15 protein-coding genes and 2 pseudogenes are annotated in these 15,111 nt (G+C 60.3%); 12 read left to right on the forward strand and 5 right to left on the reverse strand.

Going from position 1 to position 15,111, the window contains the following annotated elements; genetic code table 11:
- Positions 1-126: 126 nt before the first annotated feature.
- The 3 genes and pseudogenes from HT737_RS10750 to HT737_RS10760 all read left to right on the forward strand — a co-directional run bounded on the left by HT737_RS10750 (position 127) and on the right by HT737_RS10760 (position 4,608).
- Positions 127-1,143 (forward strand): class I SAM-dependent rRNA methyltransferase, encoded by a 1,017-nt coding sequence (locus HT737_RS10750; protein ID WP_182402517.1) that lies wholly within the window; start codon positions 127-129, stop codon positions 1,141-1,143.
- 231 nt (positions 1,144-1,374) lie between these two features.
- A pseudogene (locus HT737_RS10755) lies at positions 1,375-4,312 on the forward strand (DUF748 domain-containing protein).
- A complete protein-coding gene (locus HT737_RS10760) occupies positions 4,312-4,608 on the forward strand; it encodes a DUF2845 domain-containing protein (RefSeq protein WP_041065375.1) in 297 nt (98 codons plus the stop codon). The pseudogene HT737_RS10755 and the gene HT737_RS10760 overlap by 1 nt, the downstream one beginning before the upstream one ends.
- Before the next feature lie 233 nt (positions 4,609-4,841).
- On the opposite strand, the gene HT737_RS10765 is transcribed toward HT737_RS10760, so the two are convergent.
- Together HT737_RS10765 and HT737_RS10770 are read right to left on the reverse strand one after the other, a co-directional pair.
- Positions 4,842-5,198 (reverse strand): BON domain-containing protein, encoded by a 357-nt coding sequence (locus HT737_RS10765; RefSeq protein ID WP_007963876.1) that lies wholly within the window; start codon positions 5,196-5,198, stop codon positions 4,842-4,844.
- A gap of 294 nt (positions 5,199-5,492) precedes the next feature.
- The gene (locus tag HT737_RS10770; protein ID WP_041065372.1) at positions 5,493-5,933 is read right to left on the reverse strand and encodes a pilin; all 441 of its coding nucleotides are present in this window, start codon (positions 5,931-5,933) and stop codon (positions 5,493-5,495) included.
- A gap of 228 nt (positions 5,934-6,161) precedes the next feature.
- Between HT737_RS10770 and pilB the strand changes: the two genes are divergently transcribed.
- From pilB to yacG, 5 genes are read left to right on the forward strand one after another with little or no spacing between them, the layout of a single operon-like run.
- Positions 6,162-7,862 carry a type IV-A pilus assembly ATPase PilB gene (gene pilB, locus HT737_RS10775; RefSeq protein ID WP_182402519.1) on the forward strand — a complete coding sequence of 567 codons (1,701 nt, stop codon included), beginning with the start codon at positions 6,162-6,164 and terminating at the stop codon, positions 7,860-7,862.
- A gap of 2 nt (positions 7,863-7,864) precedes the next feature.
- Positions 7,865-9,082, forward strand: coding sequence for a type II secretion system F family protein (locus HT737_RS10780; protein WP_095668296.1), 1,218 nt, complete (start codon positions 7,865-7,867; stop codon positions 9,080-9,082).
- A 1-nt stretch (position 9,083) separates the two neighbouring features.
- Positions 9,084-9,956 (forward strand): A24 family peptidase, encoded by an 873-nt coding sequence (locus HT737_RS10785; protein WP_086792844.1) that lies wholly within the window; start codon positions 9,084-9,086, stop codon positions 9,954-9,956.
- Positions 9,953-10,576: a dephospho-CoA kinase gene (coaE, locus tag HT737_RS10790; protein ID WP_182402521.1), complete on the forward strand. Its 624-nt coding sequence runs from the start codon at positions 9,953-9,955 to the stop codon at positions 10,574-10,576. Before HT737_RS10785 ends, coaE begins: the two co-directional genes overlap by 4 nt.
- Entirely contained in the window at positions 10,573-10,773 is a 201-nt protein-coding gene (gene yacG, locus HT737_RS10795; protein WP_007963861.1) for a DNA gyrase inhibitor YacG, read from the forward strand. The genes coaE and yacG overlap by 4 nt, the downstream gene beginning before the upstream one ends.
- Positions 10,774-10,779: 6 nt before the next feature.
- On the opposite strand, the gene HT737_RS10800 is transcribed toward yacG, so the two are convergent.
- The 3 genes from HT737_RS10800 to HT737_RS10810 form a co-directional block, all read right to left on the reverse strand.
- Positions 10,780-10,995, reverse strand: a complete 216-nt coding sequence (locus tag HT737_RS10800) for a hypothetical protein (RefSeq protein ID WP_041065358.1) — start codon at positions 10,993-10,995, stop codon at positions 10,780-10,782.
- A gap of 65 nt (positions 10,996-11,060) precedes the next feature.
- Positions 11,061-11,750 (reverse strand): energy-coupling factor ABC transporter permease, encoded by a 690-nt coding sequence (locus HT737_RS10805; protein WP_182402523.1) that lies wholly within the window; start codon positions 11,748-11,750, stop codon positions 11,061-11,063.
- Positions 11,747-12,214: a hypothetical protein gene (locus HT737_RS10810; protein ID WP_047296911.1), complete on the reverse strand. Its 468-nt coding sequence runs from the start codon at positions 12,212-12,214 to the stop codon at positions 11,747-11,749. Before HT737_RS10810 ends, HT737_RS10805 begins: the two co-directional genes overlap by 4 nt.
- A gap of 129 nt (positions 12,215-12,343) precedes the next feature.
- Between HT737_RS10810 and HT737_RS10815 the strand changes: the two are divergent.
- From HT737_RS10815 to HT737_RS10830, 4 genes and pseudogenes are all read left to right on the forward strand, one after another.
- Positions 12,344-12,971 (forward strand): annotated as a pseudogene (locus HT737_RS10815) (DUF1780 domain-containing protein).
- Positions 12,968-13,495, forward strand: a complete 528-nt coding sequence (locus HT737_RS10820) for an MOSC domain-containing protein (protein ID WP_095668292.1) — start codon at positions 12,968-12,970, stop codon at positions 13,493-13,495. The pseudogene HT737_RS10815 and the gene HT737_RS10820 overlap by 4 nt, the downstream one beginning before the upstream one ends.
- Positions 13,496-13,546: 51 nt before the next feature.
- Complete coding sequence (locus HT737_RS10825) at positions 13,547-13,720, forward strand: DUF3094 family protein (RefSeq protein WP_003228304.1); 174 nt, start codon at positions 13,547-13,549, stop codon at positions 13,718-13,720.
- Positions 13,721-13,783: 63 nt separating this feature from the next.
- Positions 13,784-15,082: an NAD(P)/FAD-dependent oxidoreductase gene (locus HT737_RS10830; RefSeq protein ID WP_047296626.1), complete on the forward strand. Its 1,299-nt coding sequence runs from the start codon at positions 13,784-13,786 to the stop codon at positions 15,080-15,082.
- Positions 15,083-15,111 lie beyond the last annotated feature (29 nt).

A 15,111-nucleotide genomic window follows, 5' to 3' on the forward strand; every position in this document is an offset into this window, starting at 1 on the left:
CCCACAGGAGATTGATTTGCAGCATAGATCCTGTGTGGGAGCGAGCCTGCTCGCGAAGGGCGCAACTCGATTGCCCGCCAAGCTGCTAAACTCCCGCGCCCACATTCTCACCAGCAAGGCGCACGCATGTCTTCCTTGAATCAGGCGCTGCGCGCCGCCCTCGACCAACGCCAGGATCTGCTCGCTGAGCTGCACAGCCAGGGCACCGATTGCTATCGGCTGTTCCACGGCAGCCAGGAAGGCGCCGGTGGCCTGACGGTGGACCGCTATGGTCCGCAACTGCTGGTGCAGAGCTTTCACCAGACGCTGGAGCGTGACGACCTGCTGCAACTGCACGCCATGGTCAACCAGACCCTGGGGTTTGACACCCTGCTGGTCTACAACGACCGCTCTCGCGGCAACTCGCGGATCGACCGCGAAGACAATGTCTACAAAGCCGATGACGCCGCGCTGGCGGATCTGGTCGGTCACGAATGGGGCCTGAACTACCGCGTGCGCGGGCGGCATGCCGGCCAGGATCCGCTGCTGTTCCTCGACCTGCGCAACACTCGCGGCTGGGTCAAGGATCACGCCAAGGGTAAAAGCGTGCTCAACCTCTTTGCCTACACCTGTGGCGTCGGCCTGAGTGCCGCTGCCGGTGGTGCGCGTGAGGTGTGCAATCTGGATTTCGCCGAAGGCAATCTGGCGGTCGGCCGTGAGAACGGCCTGCTCAACCCGCAATTGCCCGAGATGCAATTTATCCAATCCGATTATTTCCCGGCGATCCGTCAGCTCGCCGGGCTGCCGATCAGCCAGCGGCGCGGGCAGAAACTGCCGAGCTATCAGCGCCTCGAACAGCGCCAATACGATCTGGTGCTGCTCGATCCTCCGGCCTGGGCCAAGAGCGCGTTCGGCACCGTCGACCTGCTGCGCGACTATCAAAGCCTGCTCAAACCGGCGCTGCTGACCACCGCCGACAACGGCGTGCTGATCTGCTGCAACAACCTGGCGAAAGTCAGCATGGACGACTGGCGTGAACAGGTGCTGCGTTGTGCCGAGAAGGCCGGGCGACCGGTCCGCGACTGGAGCGTGATGACCCCGGGCGCCGACTTCCCGTCGCTGGATCAACAGCCACCGCTGAAGACCCTGATCCTGCAGCTGTAACCCCCCTGCGGGACTGGCAACCATCCAATGTGGGAGCGAGCTTGCTCGCGAAGGCGGCGCGTCAGTCAGCATATTTCTCGACTGATCCGCAGCCTTCGCGAGCAAGCTCGCTCCCACAGTGTCTTGGTCCTACAGAACAATCTGAACAATCCTGCCCCCCACGATGTACTTCGGAACCAGAATCGCGTGCCATACTCCAAGGCACTCCGATTCAGACAGATGAAGCCGCACATGCCCAAAGGATTGATTCGCGCGATTGGCGCCTTGTTGACTGCTCTGGCCCTCTACAGCCTGCTGGGGTTTCTGATTTTGCCGGGCATTGCCCTGCGCATTGCCAACCAGCAACTGGCGAACTACGCCACGGTGCCTGCGCACATCCAGCGCATCGAGCTCAATCCGTTCAGCCTTGAAGTCACCCTGTGGGGCCTGGTCGTCGGTGAGCCGGGCAAGGAGCAGGTCGGCTTCGAGCGGCTGTACGCCAACCTGCAACTCGACAGCCTGTGGACCAAAGCACTGCACCTGGCCGATATCGAGCTGGACAAGCCCAAGACCGAAATCCTCTTCGCCAAGGACGGCCAGCTCAATCTGCTGGGCCTGTTCAAAATTCCCGCCAGCGAGCCGACCCCGGCCGATCCGAATGCCAAGCCGTTCCCGCTGCGCATCGACCGCATTCAGTTGGCCGGCGGCAACGTGCATTTCGAGGACGCGCGGCCGAGCGAGCCCATCGAGTTCCTTTACGACAAACTCGACTTCGAACTGAAAAACCTCAGCACCCTGCCCGAAGACAATGCCGACATGACCTTGGTGGCTGCCGGCCCGGCCGGTGGGCAGATCGACTGGAAAGGCAACTTCAGCCTGATCCCATTCACCTCTGAAGGCACCTTGAAAGTCACCGACGGCAAGATGAAATCCTTCTGGCCCTATGTGCGTGACGCGCTGCCGCTGGTGCTCGAAGACGGTGTGATCAACCTCAGCACCGAGTACAAACTGAATCTGTCGAAACAAACCGAACTGCTGCTGAACAACGTCGCGGTGAATATTGCGCCGTTCGCAATCAAGGCGCCGGACGGACGTCCGCTGGCCAGACTCGAACGCCTCGATGTCAGCGAAACCTCGCTGGACCTGGCCAAACAGCAAGTGGTGGTCGGCAAGATCCGCAGCAACAAACTGGAAACCTGGGCCGCGCTCGAGGCCGACGGCCAGCTCGACTGGCAGAAACTGTTCGCCAGTCAGCCGTCAAAACCTGCCGCCAAGGCCGCCGCCGAACCCAAGACCACTCCGGCCGCCGCCGACTCGCCGAAAGAGCCGGCGGCGCCGAGCAAGCCCTGGCAGGTGCTGCTCAAGGATGTGCAGTTGCGCAACTACACCGTGCATCTCGCCGACCGTTCGGCCAACCCGCCGGTGGCGCTGGATGTGACGCCGCTGAATATCGACCTGCAGGATTTTGACAGCCTCAACGGTTCGCCTTTCAAGGTCAGGCTCGACAGCGGTCTGGGCAAACAAGGCAAGATCAACGCCGACGGCGTGGTCAACCTCGCACCGGTTACCGCCCAGCTCAACGTGAAGACCCAGGACATCGACCTGCGTGTCGCGCAGTCCTACATCAATCCGTTCATTCGCCTGGAACTGCGCAGCGGCATGCTCGGCAGTGACCTCAAGGTCAACCTCAAGAGTACCGAGCCACTGGCACTCAGCGTTACCGGGCGCGCGCAGATCGATCAACTGCACACCCTCGACACCCTGAAAACCCGCGACTTCCTCAAATGGCAGCAAGTGGTGGTTGAAGGCATCAACTATCAACACGGTGACAGTGTGTCGATCGACAAGGTCAACCTGTTCCAGCCGTACGTGCGGTTCATGATCAACGATGACCGCACCACCAACATTGATGATTTGCTGATCCCGCAACCTGCCGATTCCGGGGCGAAAACGGCAGCGGCCAAACCCGCCAATCACTCGAAACCGCTGGGCATTCACATTGGCGGTATCGCGATCAATGACGGCTCGGCCAACTTCGCCGACTTCAGCCTGACCCCGAACTTCGCCACGGCAATCCAGCAACTCAACGGCCAGATCGGCACCATCGACAGCCGTCAGGCGAAACCGGCCAGCGTCGACGTCAAGGGCAAGGTCGACCGCTATGCGCCGGTGACCATCAAAGGTGCGGTCAATCCGTTCGACCCGATGGCCAGCCTCGATATCGCTACCAGTTTCAAACGCGTCGAACTGACCACGCTCACCCCGTATTCCGGCAAATTCGCCGGCTATCGCATCCGCAAGGGTCGGCTCAATCTCGACCTGCACTACCTGATCACCAAGGGCCAGTTGAAGGCTGAAAACAAAGTGGTGGTCGAGCAGCTGCAACTCGGCGAGAAAGTCGACAGCCCGGATGCCGTGAGCCTGCCGTTGAAACTGGCGATTGCCCTGCTCAAGGACGTCGATGGCAAGATTTCCATCGAACTGCCGGTCACTGGCGACCTCAACAACCCGCAATTCAGCGTAATGCCGATTGTCTGGCAGACCCTGCGCAATCTGATCGTCAAAGCCGCTGCCGCGCCGTTCAAGCTGATTGGCGGACTGGTCAGCGGTGGCGGTTCTGAAGACCTCGGCACCGTGTCCTTTGCACCCGGGTCGAGCGACCTGAGCAAAGACGCCGAATCAGCGCTGGACAAACTGTCCCAGGCGCTCAAGGAACGTCCGGCCCTGCGCCTGGAGATCGAAGGCACCGCCGCGCAAAGCAGCGACGGGCCGCTGCTGGCCGAACAGCGTCTGGAACGCGAATACCAGTACAACTACTACAAGATGCTCCAGCGCCGTGGCGACAAGGTGCCGGCCCAGGCTTCCCTGCTGCAAGTGCCGGAGAACGAGAAAGGCCCGTTGCTCGAAGGCATCTACCGCACGCGTCTGAAAACCCAGCCGCCGGCCGAATGGAAGGATCTGGGCAAGGAAGAACGCACGGCGAAAAATGCGTGACGGCGTGATCAAGTTCTGGAGTTCCAGCGATGTCCTGCTGCGCCAGTTGGGACAGGAACGCGCCAGCAGCATCAAGGACTATCTCGTCGACAAAGGCCAATTGGCGGACGACCGGGTGTACTTCATCGATGCCAATCTGGGCGAGGCTGAGAGCGATGGCCGGGTCGTGACGCAAATGCATCTGGACGCCGAATGATGAACCGCAAATGGCGGGTGGCTTTGACGCTGCTGCTCGCCGCCAGCCCTGCGCTGGCCTCCGACACGCTACGTTGTGGCAGCCAACTGGTCAGTCTCGGCGACCGTGCCAGCGAAGTGCTGCAGAAGTGCGGCGAACCGGTCAGCCGCGATGTCCTCGGCTACAAGCGCAGCGCCAACCGCCGCGAAGAATTTCAGGTCGAGGAATGGACCTACGGCCCGAGCAACGGCATGTATCAATACCTGCGCTTTGAAGGCAATCGCCTGCGGCAGATCAACAGCAAGCGCGGTAACTGAAAGATCAAAAGATCGCAGCCTCCGGCAGCTTCTACAGTGAAATGCATTCCCTGTAGGCGCTGCCGGAGGCTGCGATCTTTTGCTTCTAGCAAATAGAACAGGCCCCGACACAAGTGTCGGGGCCCGTAATGGTCACATCCGTGTGACCGTTCGCATGAACTCTAAAGTTGCGGCAGACGTATTGCTCGGCCCGTCTGTCGCGTCTTCTCCCGGTCCAGGCGAGAAGTCATGCCTTACTCGGCTTTCAGGCCGTCAGCGGAGACCGCTTTGACGCCTTTGATTTTCTTGGTGATGTTCACAGCGGTGGTTTTCTGAGCTTCGGTGACAGCGACGTCAGAAGACAGGGAAACCACACCTTTGTTGGTTTCGACTTTGATGTCGGTACCAGGAATGCCTTTTTCGGTTACCAGGTCGCTTTTGACTTTGGTAGTGATCCAGGTATCGGAAGTGGCTTCTTTAGCCTTGGTCATTTCACCAGCAGCCAGAGTCATTGGAGCCTGAGTAGCCTGGGTGGATTGTGCAAAGGCACCGGAAGCCATGGTCAGGGTCAGCGCGGTAGCAGCAGCGGCAGTGATAGCGAACTTCTTCATACGAGTAACTCCTGTTTTTCTGGAAAGTCTGCTGGTTGTCTTGTCAGCAGGGTTACTGGGTATATTGCGAACGCTGTGCCAACTTTTCGAAAGACAATAAATCGTTATAAATCAATAAGTTATGAATTAGATAAATTTTCGAAATCATGCAATTTGCATGACGCGTGGATTCTCGACATGCAAGTTGCGGTTTTTTGGAAAGTTCCTAAATGGCTGAAATTATTGAAGCTTTTTTACTGCTCTGGAAATGAAAATGCCCCGAAGATCGGGGCATTTGCCATTCAGGCCCTAGCATCAAGTGCCGCTGGCAGTGCAACCTTTTGGCGAGTAGTCAGGGTTGACGGTGGTTGCGCAGGTCCACACGCCAGAGGTGCTGCCCGTTGCAGCGCCGGAACGGGTGAGCGTGATTGTCTTGCCCAATACCGGACCCGGTGCGTTCACCAGTGTGCAAGTGATGGTGCCGGCACCGGTCGAGGCCGTCCCGGAGGCCGCCAGTGTGCAGTTCGACGTGGTCGCGGAAGCGCCGCCCGCCACCAGTGTCAGCGTCGGATCCGTACCTTGATTGATGGTGTCTTCAAACGGCACTTTGAGCGCGCTGATTTCTGCCAGACCTGCTGTCACTTTCGAACGGGCCTGGTATTTAGAGTATTGCGGCAGGGCGATGGTCGCCAGAATACCGATGATCGCCACCACGATCAGCAGCTCGATCAGAGTGAAACCTTTTTGGTTGTTCATAGACAGGCTCTCCATGCATGAGTCGGAATCTCATGATCTGCAAAGAGCTCAGCACAGGCCATGCCAACCGCCTGCAGACCCCGTGCGCTGGGCATAAACGCGCGATATCGCGCTTTCCTACAACCTGTAACCGCACTATCTGACACTTTTTGTCACCTGCACCGGGGGTGTTTGGCGCTGTCACTTGACTAGGCTATAAGTCATGAACTGTCAGCTTCCGGAATTCCCATGAATGACATCGCTCTGAGCGGTCTGGCCAAGCAGTTGGTACAGGCCGAACTGCTCACGGAAAAAAGCGCCCAGCAGGCCTGGCAACAGGCGCAGCGCAATCGGTTGTCGCTGGTCAGCTACCTGGTGCAGAACAAACTGGTGAAGAGCTCACAGGTGGCCGAGATCGCTTCCGAGCATTTCGGCATGGCCTTCATGGACCTCAATTGCCTGGACAAGGAAACCCAGCCCAAAGGCCTGGTCAGTGAAAAACTGGTGAGGCAGCACCACGCCCTGCCCTTGTGGCGCCGTGGCAACAAGCTGTTCGTGGGCATTTCCGACCCGAGCAATCATCAGGCGATCAATGACATCCAGTTCAGCACCGGGCTGAGCACCGAAGCCATTCTGGTGGAGGACGACAAGCTCACCGAGGCCATCGAGAAATTCTTCGACACCCACGCCAGCGGCCTCGAAGACATGGCCGACGTCGATCTCGACGGCGTAGACGTCGAGTCCGTCGACGACAGCCGCCAGGACGCCATCGGCGGGCTCGACGCCGATGACGCGCCGGTCGTGCGCTTCGTGCACAAGATGCTGCTCGACGCAATCAAGAGTGGCTCCTCCGACCTGCACTTCGAACCCTACGAGAAAAATTTCCGGGTGCGTGTGCGCACCGACGGCATCCTGCGCGAGGTGGCCAAACCGCCGATCCAGTTGGCCGGGCGGATCGCCGCACGCCTGAAGGTCATGGCCAGCCTGGATATCTCGGAACGCCGCAAACCGCAGGACGGGCGGATCAAAATGCGCCTGTCGAAGACCAAGTCGATCGACTTTCGGGTCAACACCCTGCCGACGCTGTGGGGCGAAAAAGTGGTGATCCGGATCCTCGATCCGTCCAGCGCACAGATCGGCATCGATGCATTGGGTTACGAGCCGGCGCAGAAAGACCTGTACATGGCGGCGCTCAAGCAGCCGCAGGGCATGATTCTGGTGACCGGGCCGACCGGTTCGGGGAAAACCGTGTCGCTGTATACCGGCCTGAATATTCTCAATACCGTCGACATCAACATTTCCACCGCCGAAGACCCGGTGGAAATCAACATGGAAGGCATTAACCAGGTCAACGTCAATCCGAAACAGGGTCTGGATTTTGCCCAGGCCCTGCGTTCGTTTCTGCGGCAGGACCCGGACGTGATCATGGTCGGCGAAATCCGCGACCTGGAAACTGCCGAGATCGCGATCAAGGCCGCCCAGACCGGCCACCTGGTGCTGTCCACGCTGCACACCAACAGTGCCGCCGAAACCCTGACCCGCCTGCACAACATGGGCATTCCCGGGTTCAACATCGCCACCTCGGTAAGCCTGATCATCGCTCAGCGCCTGGCGCGCAAGCTGTGCAACCACTGCAAGAAACCGATCGAAATCCCCCGCGAAACGCTGATCAAGGAAGGTTTCCCTCCGGAACAGATCGGCAATTTCACGATCTACGAGCCGGTCGGTTGCGATCACTGCAACGGCGGCTACAAGGGACGCGTGGGGATTTATGAAGTGGTGAAAAACACCTCCGAGCTGCAGCGGCTGATCATGGCCGAAGGCAACTCGCTGGAAATCGACAGCCAGATGCGTCGCGACGGCTTCGACGACCTGCGCACCTCGGGCCTGCACAAGGCCATGCAAAGCATCACCAGCCTGGAAGAAATCAACCGGGTCACCAAGGACTGAACATGGCGGTCAAGGCAGCGAAAATCAGCATCTACGCCTGGGAAGGCACGGATCGCAAAGGCAGCAAGGTCACGGGCGAGTTGAGCGGGCAGAACCCTGCGCTGATCAAGGCCCAGCTGCGCAAACAAGGCATCAACCCGGGCAAGGTGCGCAAGAAATCCACCTCCTTGCTCAGCCTCGGCAAACGCATCAAGGCCCAGGACATCGCCCTGTTCACCCGGCAGATGGCAACCATGATGAAGGCTGGCGTGCCGTTGTTGCAGTCGTTCGACATCATTGGCGAAGGCTTCGACAACCCGGCGATGCGCAAACTGGTGGACGAAGTGAAGCAAGAGGTGGCAGCCGGCAACAGCTTCGCCGCCGCCCTGCGCAAGAAGCCGCAGTATTTCGATGAGCTGTATTGCAACCTGGTGGATGCCGGCGAGCAATCCGGTGCACTCGATACGTTGCTCGAACGAGTCGCAACCTATAAGGAAAAAAGCGAAGCGCTCAAGGCCAAGATCAAGAAAGCCATGACTTACCCCACAGCCGTGGTGCTGGTGGCGATGGTGGTCACGGGGATTTTGCTGGTGAAAGTGGTGCCGCAGTTTCAGGCAGTATTTTCCGGTTTTGGCGCTGAACTGCCGGCCTTCACGCTGATGGTGATCAGCATCTCCGAGTTCATGCAGCAATGGTGGTGGGCGGTGCTCGGCGCCCTGATTGCAGCAGTGTTCGGCATCCGTCATGCGCTGAAGACATCCCAGGCATTGCGCGACCGCAAGGACACCTGGCTGCTGAAGCTGCCGCTGGTGGGCACGCTGATGTACAAATCGGCGGTGGCGCGATTTGCCCGCACCTTGTCGACCACCTTCGCCGCTGGCGTACCGCTGGTGGAGGCACTGGATTCGGTAGCCGGCGCTACCGGCAACGTGGTGTTCAAACGTGCAGTGCTGCGTATCCGCCAGGACGTCGCCACCGGCATGCAGCTGAATTTTTCCATGCGCAGCACCGGGGTGTTCCCGAACATGGCGGTACAGATGACCGCGATCGGTGAGGAGTCGGGCGCGCTGGATGACATGCTCGACAAGGTCGCCGGTTTTTATGAGGACGAAGTGGATAACATGGTCGACAACCTCACCAGCCTGATGGAGCCGTTCATCATGGTGGTGCTCGGGGTCATCGTCGGCGGGCTGGTCGTGGCCATGTACCTGCCGATTTTCCAGCTCGGCTCAGCGATCTGACATGCCTATCGACCAACTCTTCAGTCTGTATCCGCTGGCCTTTGTGTGCACCGCCCTGCTGCTGGGCCTGGTGGTGGGCAGTTTCCTCAACGTGCTGGTCTGGCGTCTGCCGAAAATGCTCGAGCGCGATTGGCGCCAGCAGGCGCAGGACGTCCTCGGCCTGCCGAGCGAAACGCCACTGCCGACCTACAACCTGATGCTGCCGCACTCCCAGTGTCCGCACTGCGGCCACCGGATTCGGCCGTGGGAAAACATTCCGCTGCTCAGCTACCTGCTGCTGCGTGGACGCTGTTCGGCGTGTGCCGCCCCGATCAGCAAACGTTATCCCCTGACCGAACTGGCTTGCGGCCTGCTCTCGGCATTCGTCGCCTGGCATCTGGGGTTCGGCTGGCCGGCCGCCTTGTTGATCGTCCTCACCTGGGGCCTTCTGGCGATGAGCCTGATCGACACCGAACATCAATTGCTGCCCGATGTGCTGGTGTTGCCGTTGTTGTGGCTGGGGTTGATCGTCAACAGCTTCGGGCTGTTCGTCTCGTTACACGCCGCGCTGTGGGGCGCGGTGGCCGGCTACATGGCGCTGTGGTCGGTGTTCTGGCTGTTCAAGCTGCTGACCGGCAAGGATGGCATCGGCCACGGCGATTTCAAGCTGCTGGCGCTGCTCGGGGCCTGGGGCGGCTGGCAGATTTTGCCGCTGACGATTCTGCTGTCGTCGCTGGTGGGGGCGATTGTCGGGGTGATTCTGCTGCGGCTGCGTGAGCAGAAAACCTCGACGCCGATGCCCTTCGGCCCGTATCTGGCAATTGCCGGCTGGATTGCCTTGCTCTGGGGTGGTCAAATAACCGACTTCTATTGGCAGTTTGTCGGTTTGAAATGAATACCCCTGTGGAAAAACCCTGGATTCTCGGCCTGACCGGCGGCATCGGCAGCGGTAAAAGCGCCGCGGCCCAGCACTTCATCGATCTCGGAATCCATGTGGTCGACGCCGATCATGCGGCGCGCTGGGTGGTCGAGCCGGGGCGTCCGGCACTGGCGAAGATTGCCGAACACTTTGGCCCCGGCGTCCTGCAGGCCGATGGCACGCTGGACCGTGCGGCCCTGCGCAAGTTGATCTTTGAAGTGCCGGAAGAACGCCGCTGGCTCGAAGCCCTGCTGCATCCGTTGATCGCCGAGGAAATCGCTCACCATCTGGCGCTGGCAAAATCGCCTTATGCGATTCTGGTGTCACCGCTGCTGATCGAATCCGGGCAATACGCGATGACCCAGCGCATCCTGGTGATCGACGCCCCGCAACAACTGCAGATCAAACGCACCTTGCAGCGCGACCAGACCAGCGAACAGCAGGTCCAGGCGATCCTCAAGGCCCAGTCGAGCCGCGAAGACCGCTTGAGCCGTGCCGATGATGTGGTGGTCAACGACCGCGACCTCGCCTGGCTGCACAGCGAAGTCGAGCGCCTGCATCACTTTTACCTGACTTTATCCGGAGGCCAAGCATGAGCCCGATCCCAACCGTTGACTGCCCAACCTGCGGCGCCCCCGTGGAATTCACCCCAGAGAACAAATTCCGCCCGTTCTGCTCCGATCGCTGCAAGCTGATCGACCTCGGCGCCTGGGCGTCCGAAGAGCACAAGATTCCGGTCGCTCCGGATGCCGAAGACGAAATGTTCTCCGGCGATTTCGACCCGCGTCACTGATCGCGATCAAGGCCGCATGAAGCCGTAGTCCTGATCGTCGTCGAGGTTTTCCGCGAGAAAGCGCAATTCATCGGCCAGGTCTTCGGCGTTGCGCACCGTCTTGCTCTGTTGCACCACCGCGCTGAGCAAGGCGCGCAAACTCAGGCCCGGATCGAAGCCGACCTCCAGCGCCATCTCCAGACTCTGCCGCGTTTCCTGCCTCGCCCACTCGTAAACACTCATGCCGCTGCTCCTGAAGGGATTTGATTGAGCATGAAATGCCGCGCGCGGAGCGGATTTGATGTGGATCAAGACTTGGGATCGTCGTCCTTCCACGGCGCCGAAAGGTAGCGGGTGCGGTTGAAGGTTTCCAGCCACTCGGGGCTGAACACCACGAGCGCGCTGATCACCATCCCGTTGATGAACGCTTCGGGGAAAATCAGCAGCCACAGGTAGCCGATGAAGTCTTCCAGCCATTCCGGCATGGCAAACAGGCCGTCGTACCACAGCAGGCCCAGGCTCAACGTCAGGCACAACAAGGCCGACAACGCCGCAGCAAAGAATCCGGAACAGAAGATATACACGAACGGATTTCGCGGCTGGGCACGCTCGACGATGATCGCCACGCACTCAGTGATCAACACCGGCAACAGGATCAGCAACGTACCGTTGACCCCGACCGCCAGCAGATCCTGACGCCCGAGCAACACCAACCCCATCTGCGCCACCAGCCCGCCGACAATCGCCAGCGGCCAGTCCAGCAAAAGTGTCACGGCGGTCATGCCGATGAAGTGATAAGAAACCCCGGTGTCGAAATCCCTGCGCACCATCCACAGCAAAAACACGGCGAACACGGTGCCGAACAGCAGGTGCTGACGGCGACTGTCGCTGAACAACTCGACCCACGGCGCACGACAGATCGCCCAGATAAGCACCGGCAGATAGATCAGCCAGCCGACCGTCAGGCTTTGCGATGACAGCAACTCGGCGCCGATCATGGGCGGGCCTTCTCCAGTGCCTCGTGCAGTTGGGCCGCGTCGGTGTACTCATGTTGCTCGAGCAGTCGGCCGTCCTTGAGTTGCAGCCACAGCACCGAGCCTTCGGCGCCGGGATAACGCGACGCCACCCTGCCTTCACGATCAAGCATGACCCGATAGCTGTAGTCACGCATCGCCGGAACCGCGAACATCTTCGCGATCAGCGCCGGCATGCGCTGGATGTCAGCGACGAACACGGCGTGGCGCGCCTCCAGATAGCCTTCTGGCTGGTCTTTCAACGCCTGCTTGATCAGCTTGGCGCCGTCCATGTCGCGCGCCACCAGCAGCGTCGTGGTGCGGTTATCGAGGGTGAACGGCTGATCGTATTGATCCAGCAACGTCCAGGGCGCCAGCCGCTCACCGATTTCAAGCGCCTGGGCCCACAGCGGAATCACAGCCAACACCAGCAGCCAGCGAAATTTCACGTTCATCCCCTCGATTTGGCATTAATGGACGGTTTTCCTCAGTCTACACCGCCCATTGCAACCGCCCACTGACACACATTGCCGCGTGGTGCTTTCAGCTTGTCGCAATTGAACGCTAAGCTTGGGCTTATGGATGACTCAGATTATTTACGCCTGCTCACCATCGCGGCCGAGCAAGCCAACGCGTTCCTGTCCAATGCCCGCAAATGGGAGCGTGAGCGTTGGGTCTGCCAGCGCCTGCTGCAAGGCTTGAACATTCCTTACCGCGCCGATGAGTTTGCCCCTGCTGGCGAGCCGCCGGACGTGCTGTTTCGCGATGCCAATTTCGAAGTGTTTTTTCGTGCTCGACGAAGGCCGCCGACTCAACGACGAATGGCGCGACGAACTGCAACGCCGCCGCAGTGCATTTTCCCTCAGCCAACTGGTGCGCCGTGAAGCCAAGCCACGGCGGATCCCGGCCAATGAATTCTTGCTGCGGCTGGCGCCGACCTTGCGCAAAAAAGCGCACAACTACAAGGAACGCGGCATGGATCTGGGCGAACTGGACATCATCGCCTTCGCCAGCCTCAAGCGCGAAGTGCTGGACCTCAACAGCCACTTTCCACCGCCGACCGAATACCTGCGTCAGGGCTGGCGCTCGCTGTCGCTGGTCGGGCCGACCTTCGCCCGGGTGCTGTTCGCGCATCCTGATGCACCGGATTTCCTGCGCAGCAACCTCGGTCGCAGCATCGTCTTCGATGTCGGAATCAGCCTGTGACGCCGCTGCAGCAGTTGATTGCCGACGTCCCGCAGACCGGACGCGTGCGCTGGATCGGCGTGCGCCCCGAGTCTCGCGGGCCAATGATCGAACTCGACGCGGTGGAAGCACGACTGGAGGCCGGACTGACTGGCGATCACGCCCGCCCGGGGGTGCGCAACGCGCGGCAGGTGACGTTGATCCAGTTCGAACACCTGGCCGTGATCAGCGCGTTGATGGGCCGGTCAGAGGATCATCCGGTCAAGCCTGAAGACCTGCGGCGCAATCTGGTCATCAGCGGTATCAATCTGTTTAGTCTCAAGGGTCGGCGCTTTCGCATCGGTCAGGCAATATTCGAGACCACTGGCTGGTGTCAGCCCTGCGCGCGCCTGCAAAACAACCTCGGCCCCGGCACCTTTCAAGCGGTGCGCGGGCATGGCGGAATTACCGCTCGGGTGTTACAAAGCGGGATCATCCGCCTCGACGACGGTGTTTCGGTCGAACCGGTTCCGGCCAGTGGCTATGCTGCGTTCAACCCGGGATAAAAACCGCTGTAGCGTCTCCACCTTCAGCAACGTCTACCTGACGAGGCCTTTATGACCAGCCGCCTGAACCCCGAAGACCAGAAGCATGTCGAAGAGTACCTGCAGTTGTCCCAACACCGTGTCGAGCGCCGGCCTTTCCGGCCGTGGATGCTCCTGGTGCTGGTGCTGGCAGTGACCATTGGTCTGGGCTTGCTGAGCCGACTTATCAGTTACCTGACGCTATGAGCTGCCTGGCGCTCGCTCGGGTAACCGCACCGATTTCCTTTAAAAACCTTGCGAGTTATCCCTATGTCCCATCGTATTGTCATTGTCGGCGGCGGCGCCGGCGGTCTGGAGCTGGCTACCCGTCTGGGTAAGACTCTGGGCAAGCGCGGCACGGCCAGCGTGATGCTGGTCGACGCGAACCTGACGCACATCTGGAAACCCCTGCTGCACGAAGTGGCCGCCGGATCGCTGAACTCTTCCGAAGACGAACTCAACTATGTTGCCCAGGCGAAATGGAACCACTTCGAGTTCCAGCTGGGGCGCATGAGCGGGCTTGATCGGGCGCAGAAGAAAATCCAGCTGGCCGCCACCTACGACGAGAACGGCGTGGAACTGGTACCGGCGCGTGAAGTGCCTTACGACTCGCTGGTGATCAGCGTCGGCAGCACCACCAACGATTTCGGCACCCAGGGCGCGGCGCAGCACTGCCTGTTCCTCGACACCCGCAAACAGGCCGAGCGTTTCCACCAGCAGTTGCTCAATCACTATCTGCGCGCGCACGCCGGACAGACCGATGTGGTCGAGCAGATCAGCGTGGCCATCGTCGGTGCCGGCGCCACGGGTGTCGAGCTGGCGGCAGAACTGCACAACGCGGCGCATGAACTGGCGGCTTATGGTCTGGACCGGATCAAACCGGAGAACATGCACATCACCCTGATCGAAGCCGGCCCGCGAGTGCTGCCAGCCCTGCCGGAACGCATCAGCGGCCCGGTGCACAAGACCCTGGAGAAACTCGGGGTCAATGTGATGACCAATGCGGCGGTCAGCGAAGTGACCGCCGACAGCCTGATCACCGCCGATGGCAATGTGATCAAGGCCAGCTTGAAAGTCTGGGCCGCCGGGATCCGCGCACCGGGTTTCCTCAAAGACATCGACGGTCTGGAAACCAACCGCATCAATCAGCTGCAAGTGCTGCCGACGTTGCAGACCACCCGCGACGAAAACATTTTCGCCTTCGGTGACTGTGCCGCGTGCCCGCAACCGGGTTCGGATCGCAACGTGCCGCCGCGTGCACAAGCCGCACACCAACAGGCATCGTTGCTGGCCAAGTCGCTGAAGCTGCGTATCGAGGGCAAAACCCTGCCGGAGTACAAATACACCGACTACGGCTCGCTGATCTCGCTGTCGCGTTTTTCCGCTGTGGGTAACTTGATGGGCAACCTGACCGGCAGCGTGATGCTCGAAGGCTGGCTGGCGCGGATGTTCTACGTGTCGCTGTACCGCATGCACCAGATGGCGCTGTACGGACCGTTCCGCACGGCGATGCTGATGCTGGGCAGCAAGATCGGTCGCGGTACCGAGCCACGCCTGAAGCTGCATTGATCTAAAACTGTGGGAGCGAGCCTGCTCGC

The sequence above is a fragment of the Pseudomonas sp. MD195_PC81_125 genome (assembly GCF_014060985.1).
GTDB classification, from domain to species: Bacteria; Pseudomonadota; Gammaproteobacteria; order Pseudomonadales; family Pseudomonadaceae; genus Aquipseudomonas; species Aquipseudomonas parakoreensis.

What these genes read in the sequence shown, in the direction of transcription:
- HT737_RS10785 (WP_086792844.1), top strand. Translation starts at nt 9,084, where the DNA reads ATGCCTATCGACCAACTCTTCAGTCTGTATCCGCTGGCCTTTGTGTGC.
- coaE (WP_182402521.1), top strand. Translation starts at nt 9,953, where the DNA reads ATGAATACCCCTGTGGAAAAACCCTGGATTCTCGGCCTGACCGGCGGC.
- yacG (WP_007963861.1), top strand. Translation starts at nt 10,573, where the DNA reads ATGAGCCCGATCCCAACCGTTGACTGCCCAACCTGCGGCGCCCCCGTG.
- HT737_RS10780 (WP_095668296.1), top strand. Translation starts at nt 7,865, where the DNA reads ATGGCGGTCAAGGCAGCGAAAATCAGCATCTACGCCTGGGAAGGCACG.
- HT737_RS10750 (WP_182402517.1), top strand. Translation starts at nt 127, where the DNA reads ATGTCTTCCTTGAATCAGGCGCTGCGCGCCGCCCTCGACCAACGCCAG.
- HT737_RS10830 (WP_047296626.1), top strand. Translation starts at nt 13,784, where the DNA reads ATGTCCCATCGTATTGTCATTGTCGGCGGCGGCGCCGGCGGTCTGGAG.
- HT737_RS10770 (WP_041065372.1), bottom strand. Translation starts at nt 5,933, where the DNA reads ATGAACAACCAAAAAGGTTTCACTCTGATCGAGCTGCTGATCGTGGTG.
- HT737_RS10760 (WP_041065375.1), top strand. Translation starts at nt 4,312, where the DNA reads ATGAACCGCAAATGGCGGGTGGCTTTGACGCTGCTGCTCGCCGCCAGC.
- HT737_RS10800 (WP_041065358.1), bottom strand. Translation starts at nt 10,995, where the DNA reads ATGAGTGTTTACGAGTGGGCGAGGCAGGAAACGCGGCAGAGTCTGGAG.
- pilB (WP_182402519.1), top strand. Translation starts at nt 6,162, where the DNA reads ATGAATGACATCGCTCTGAGCGGTCTGGCCAAGCAGTTGGTACAGGCC.
- HT737_RS10765 (WP_007963876.1), bottom strand. Translation starts at nt 5,198, where the DNA reads ATGAAGAAGTTCGCTATCACTGCCGCTGCTGCTACCGCGCTGACCCTG.
- HT737_RS10805 (WP_182402523.1), bottom strand. Translation starts at nt 11,750, where the DNA reads ATGATCGGCGCCGAGTTGCTGTCATCGCAAAGCCTGACGGTCGGCTGG.
- HT737_RS10825 (WP_003228304.1), top strand. Translation starts at nt 13,547, where the DNA reads ATGACCAGCCGCCTGAACCCCGAAGACCAGAAGCATGTCGAAGAGTAC.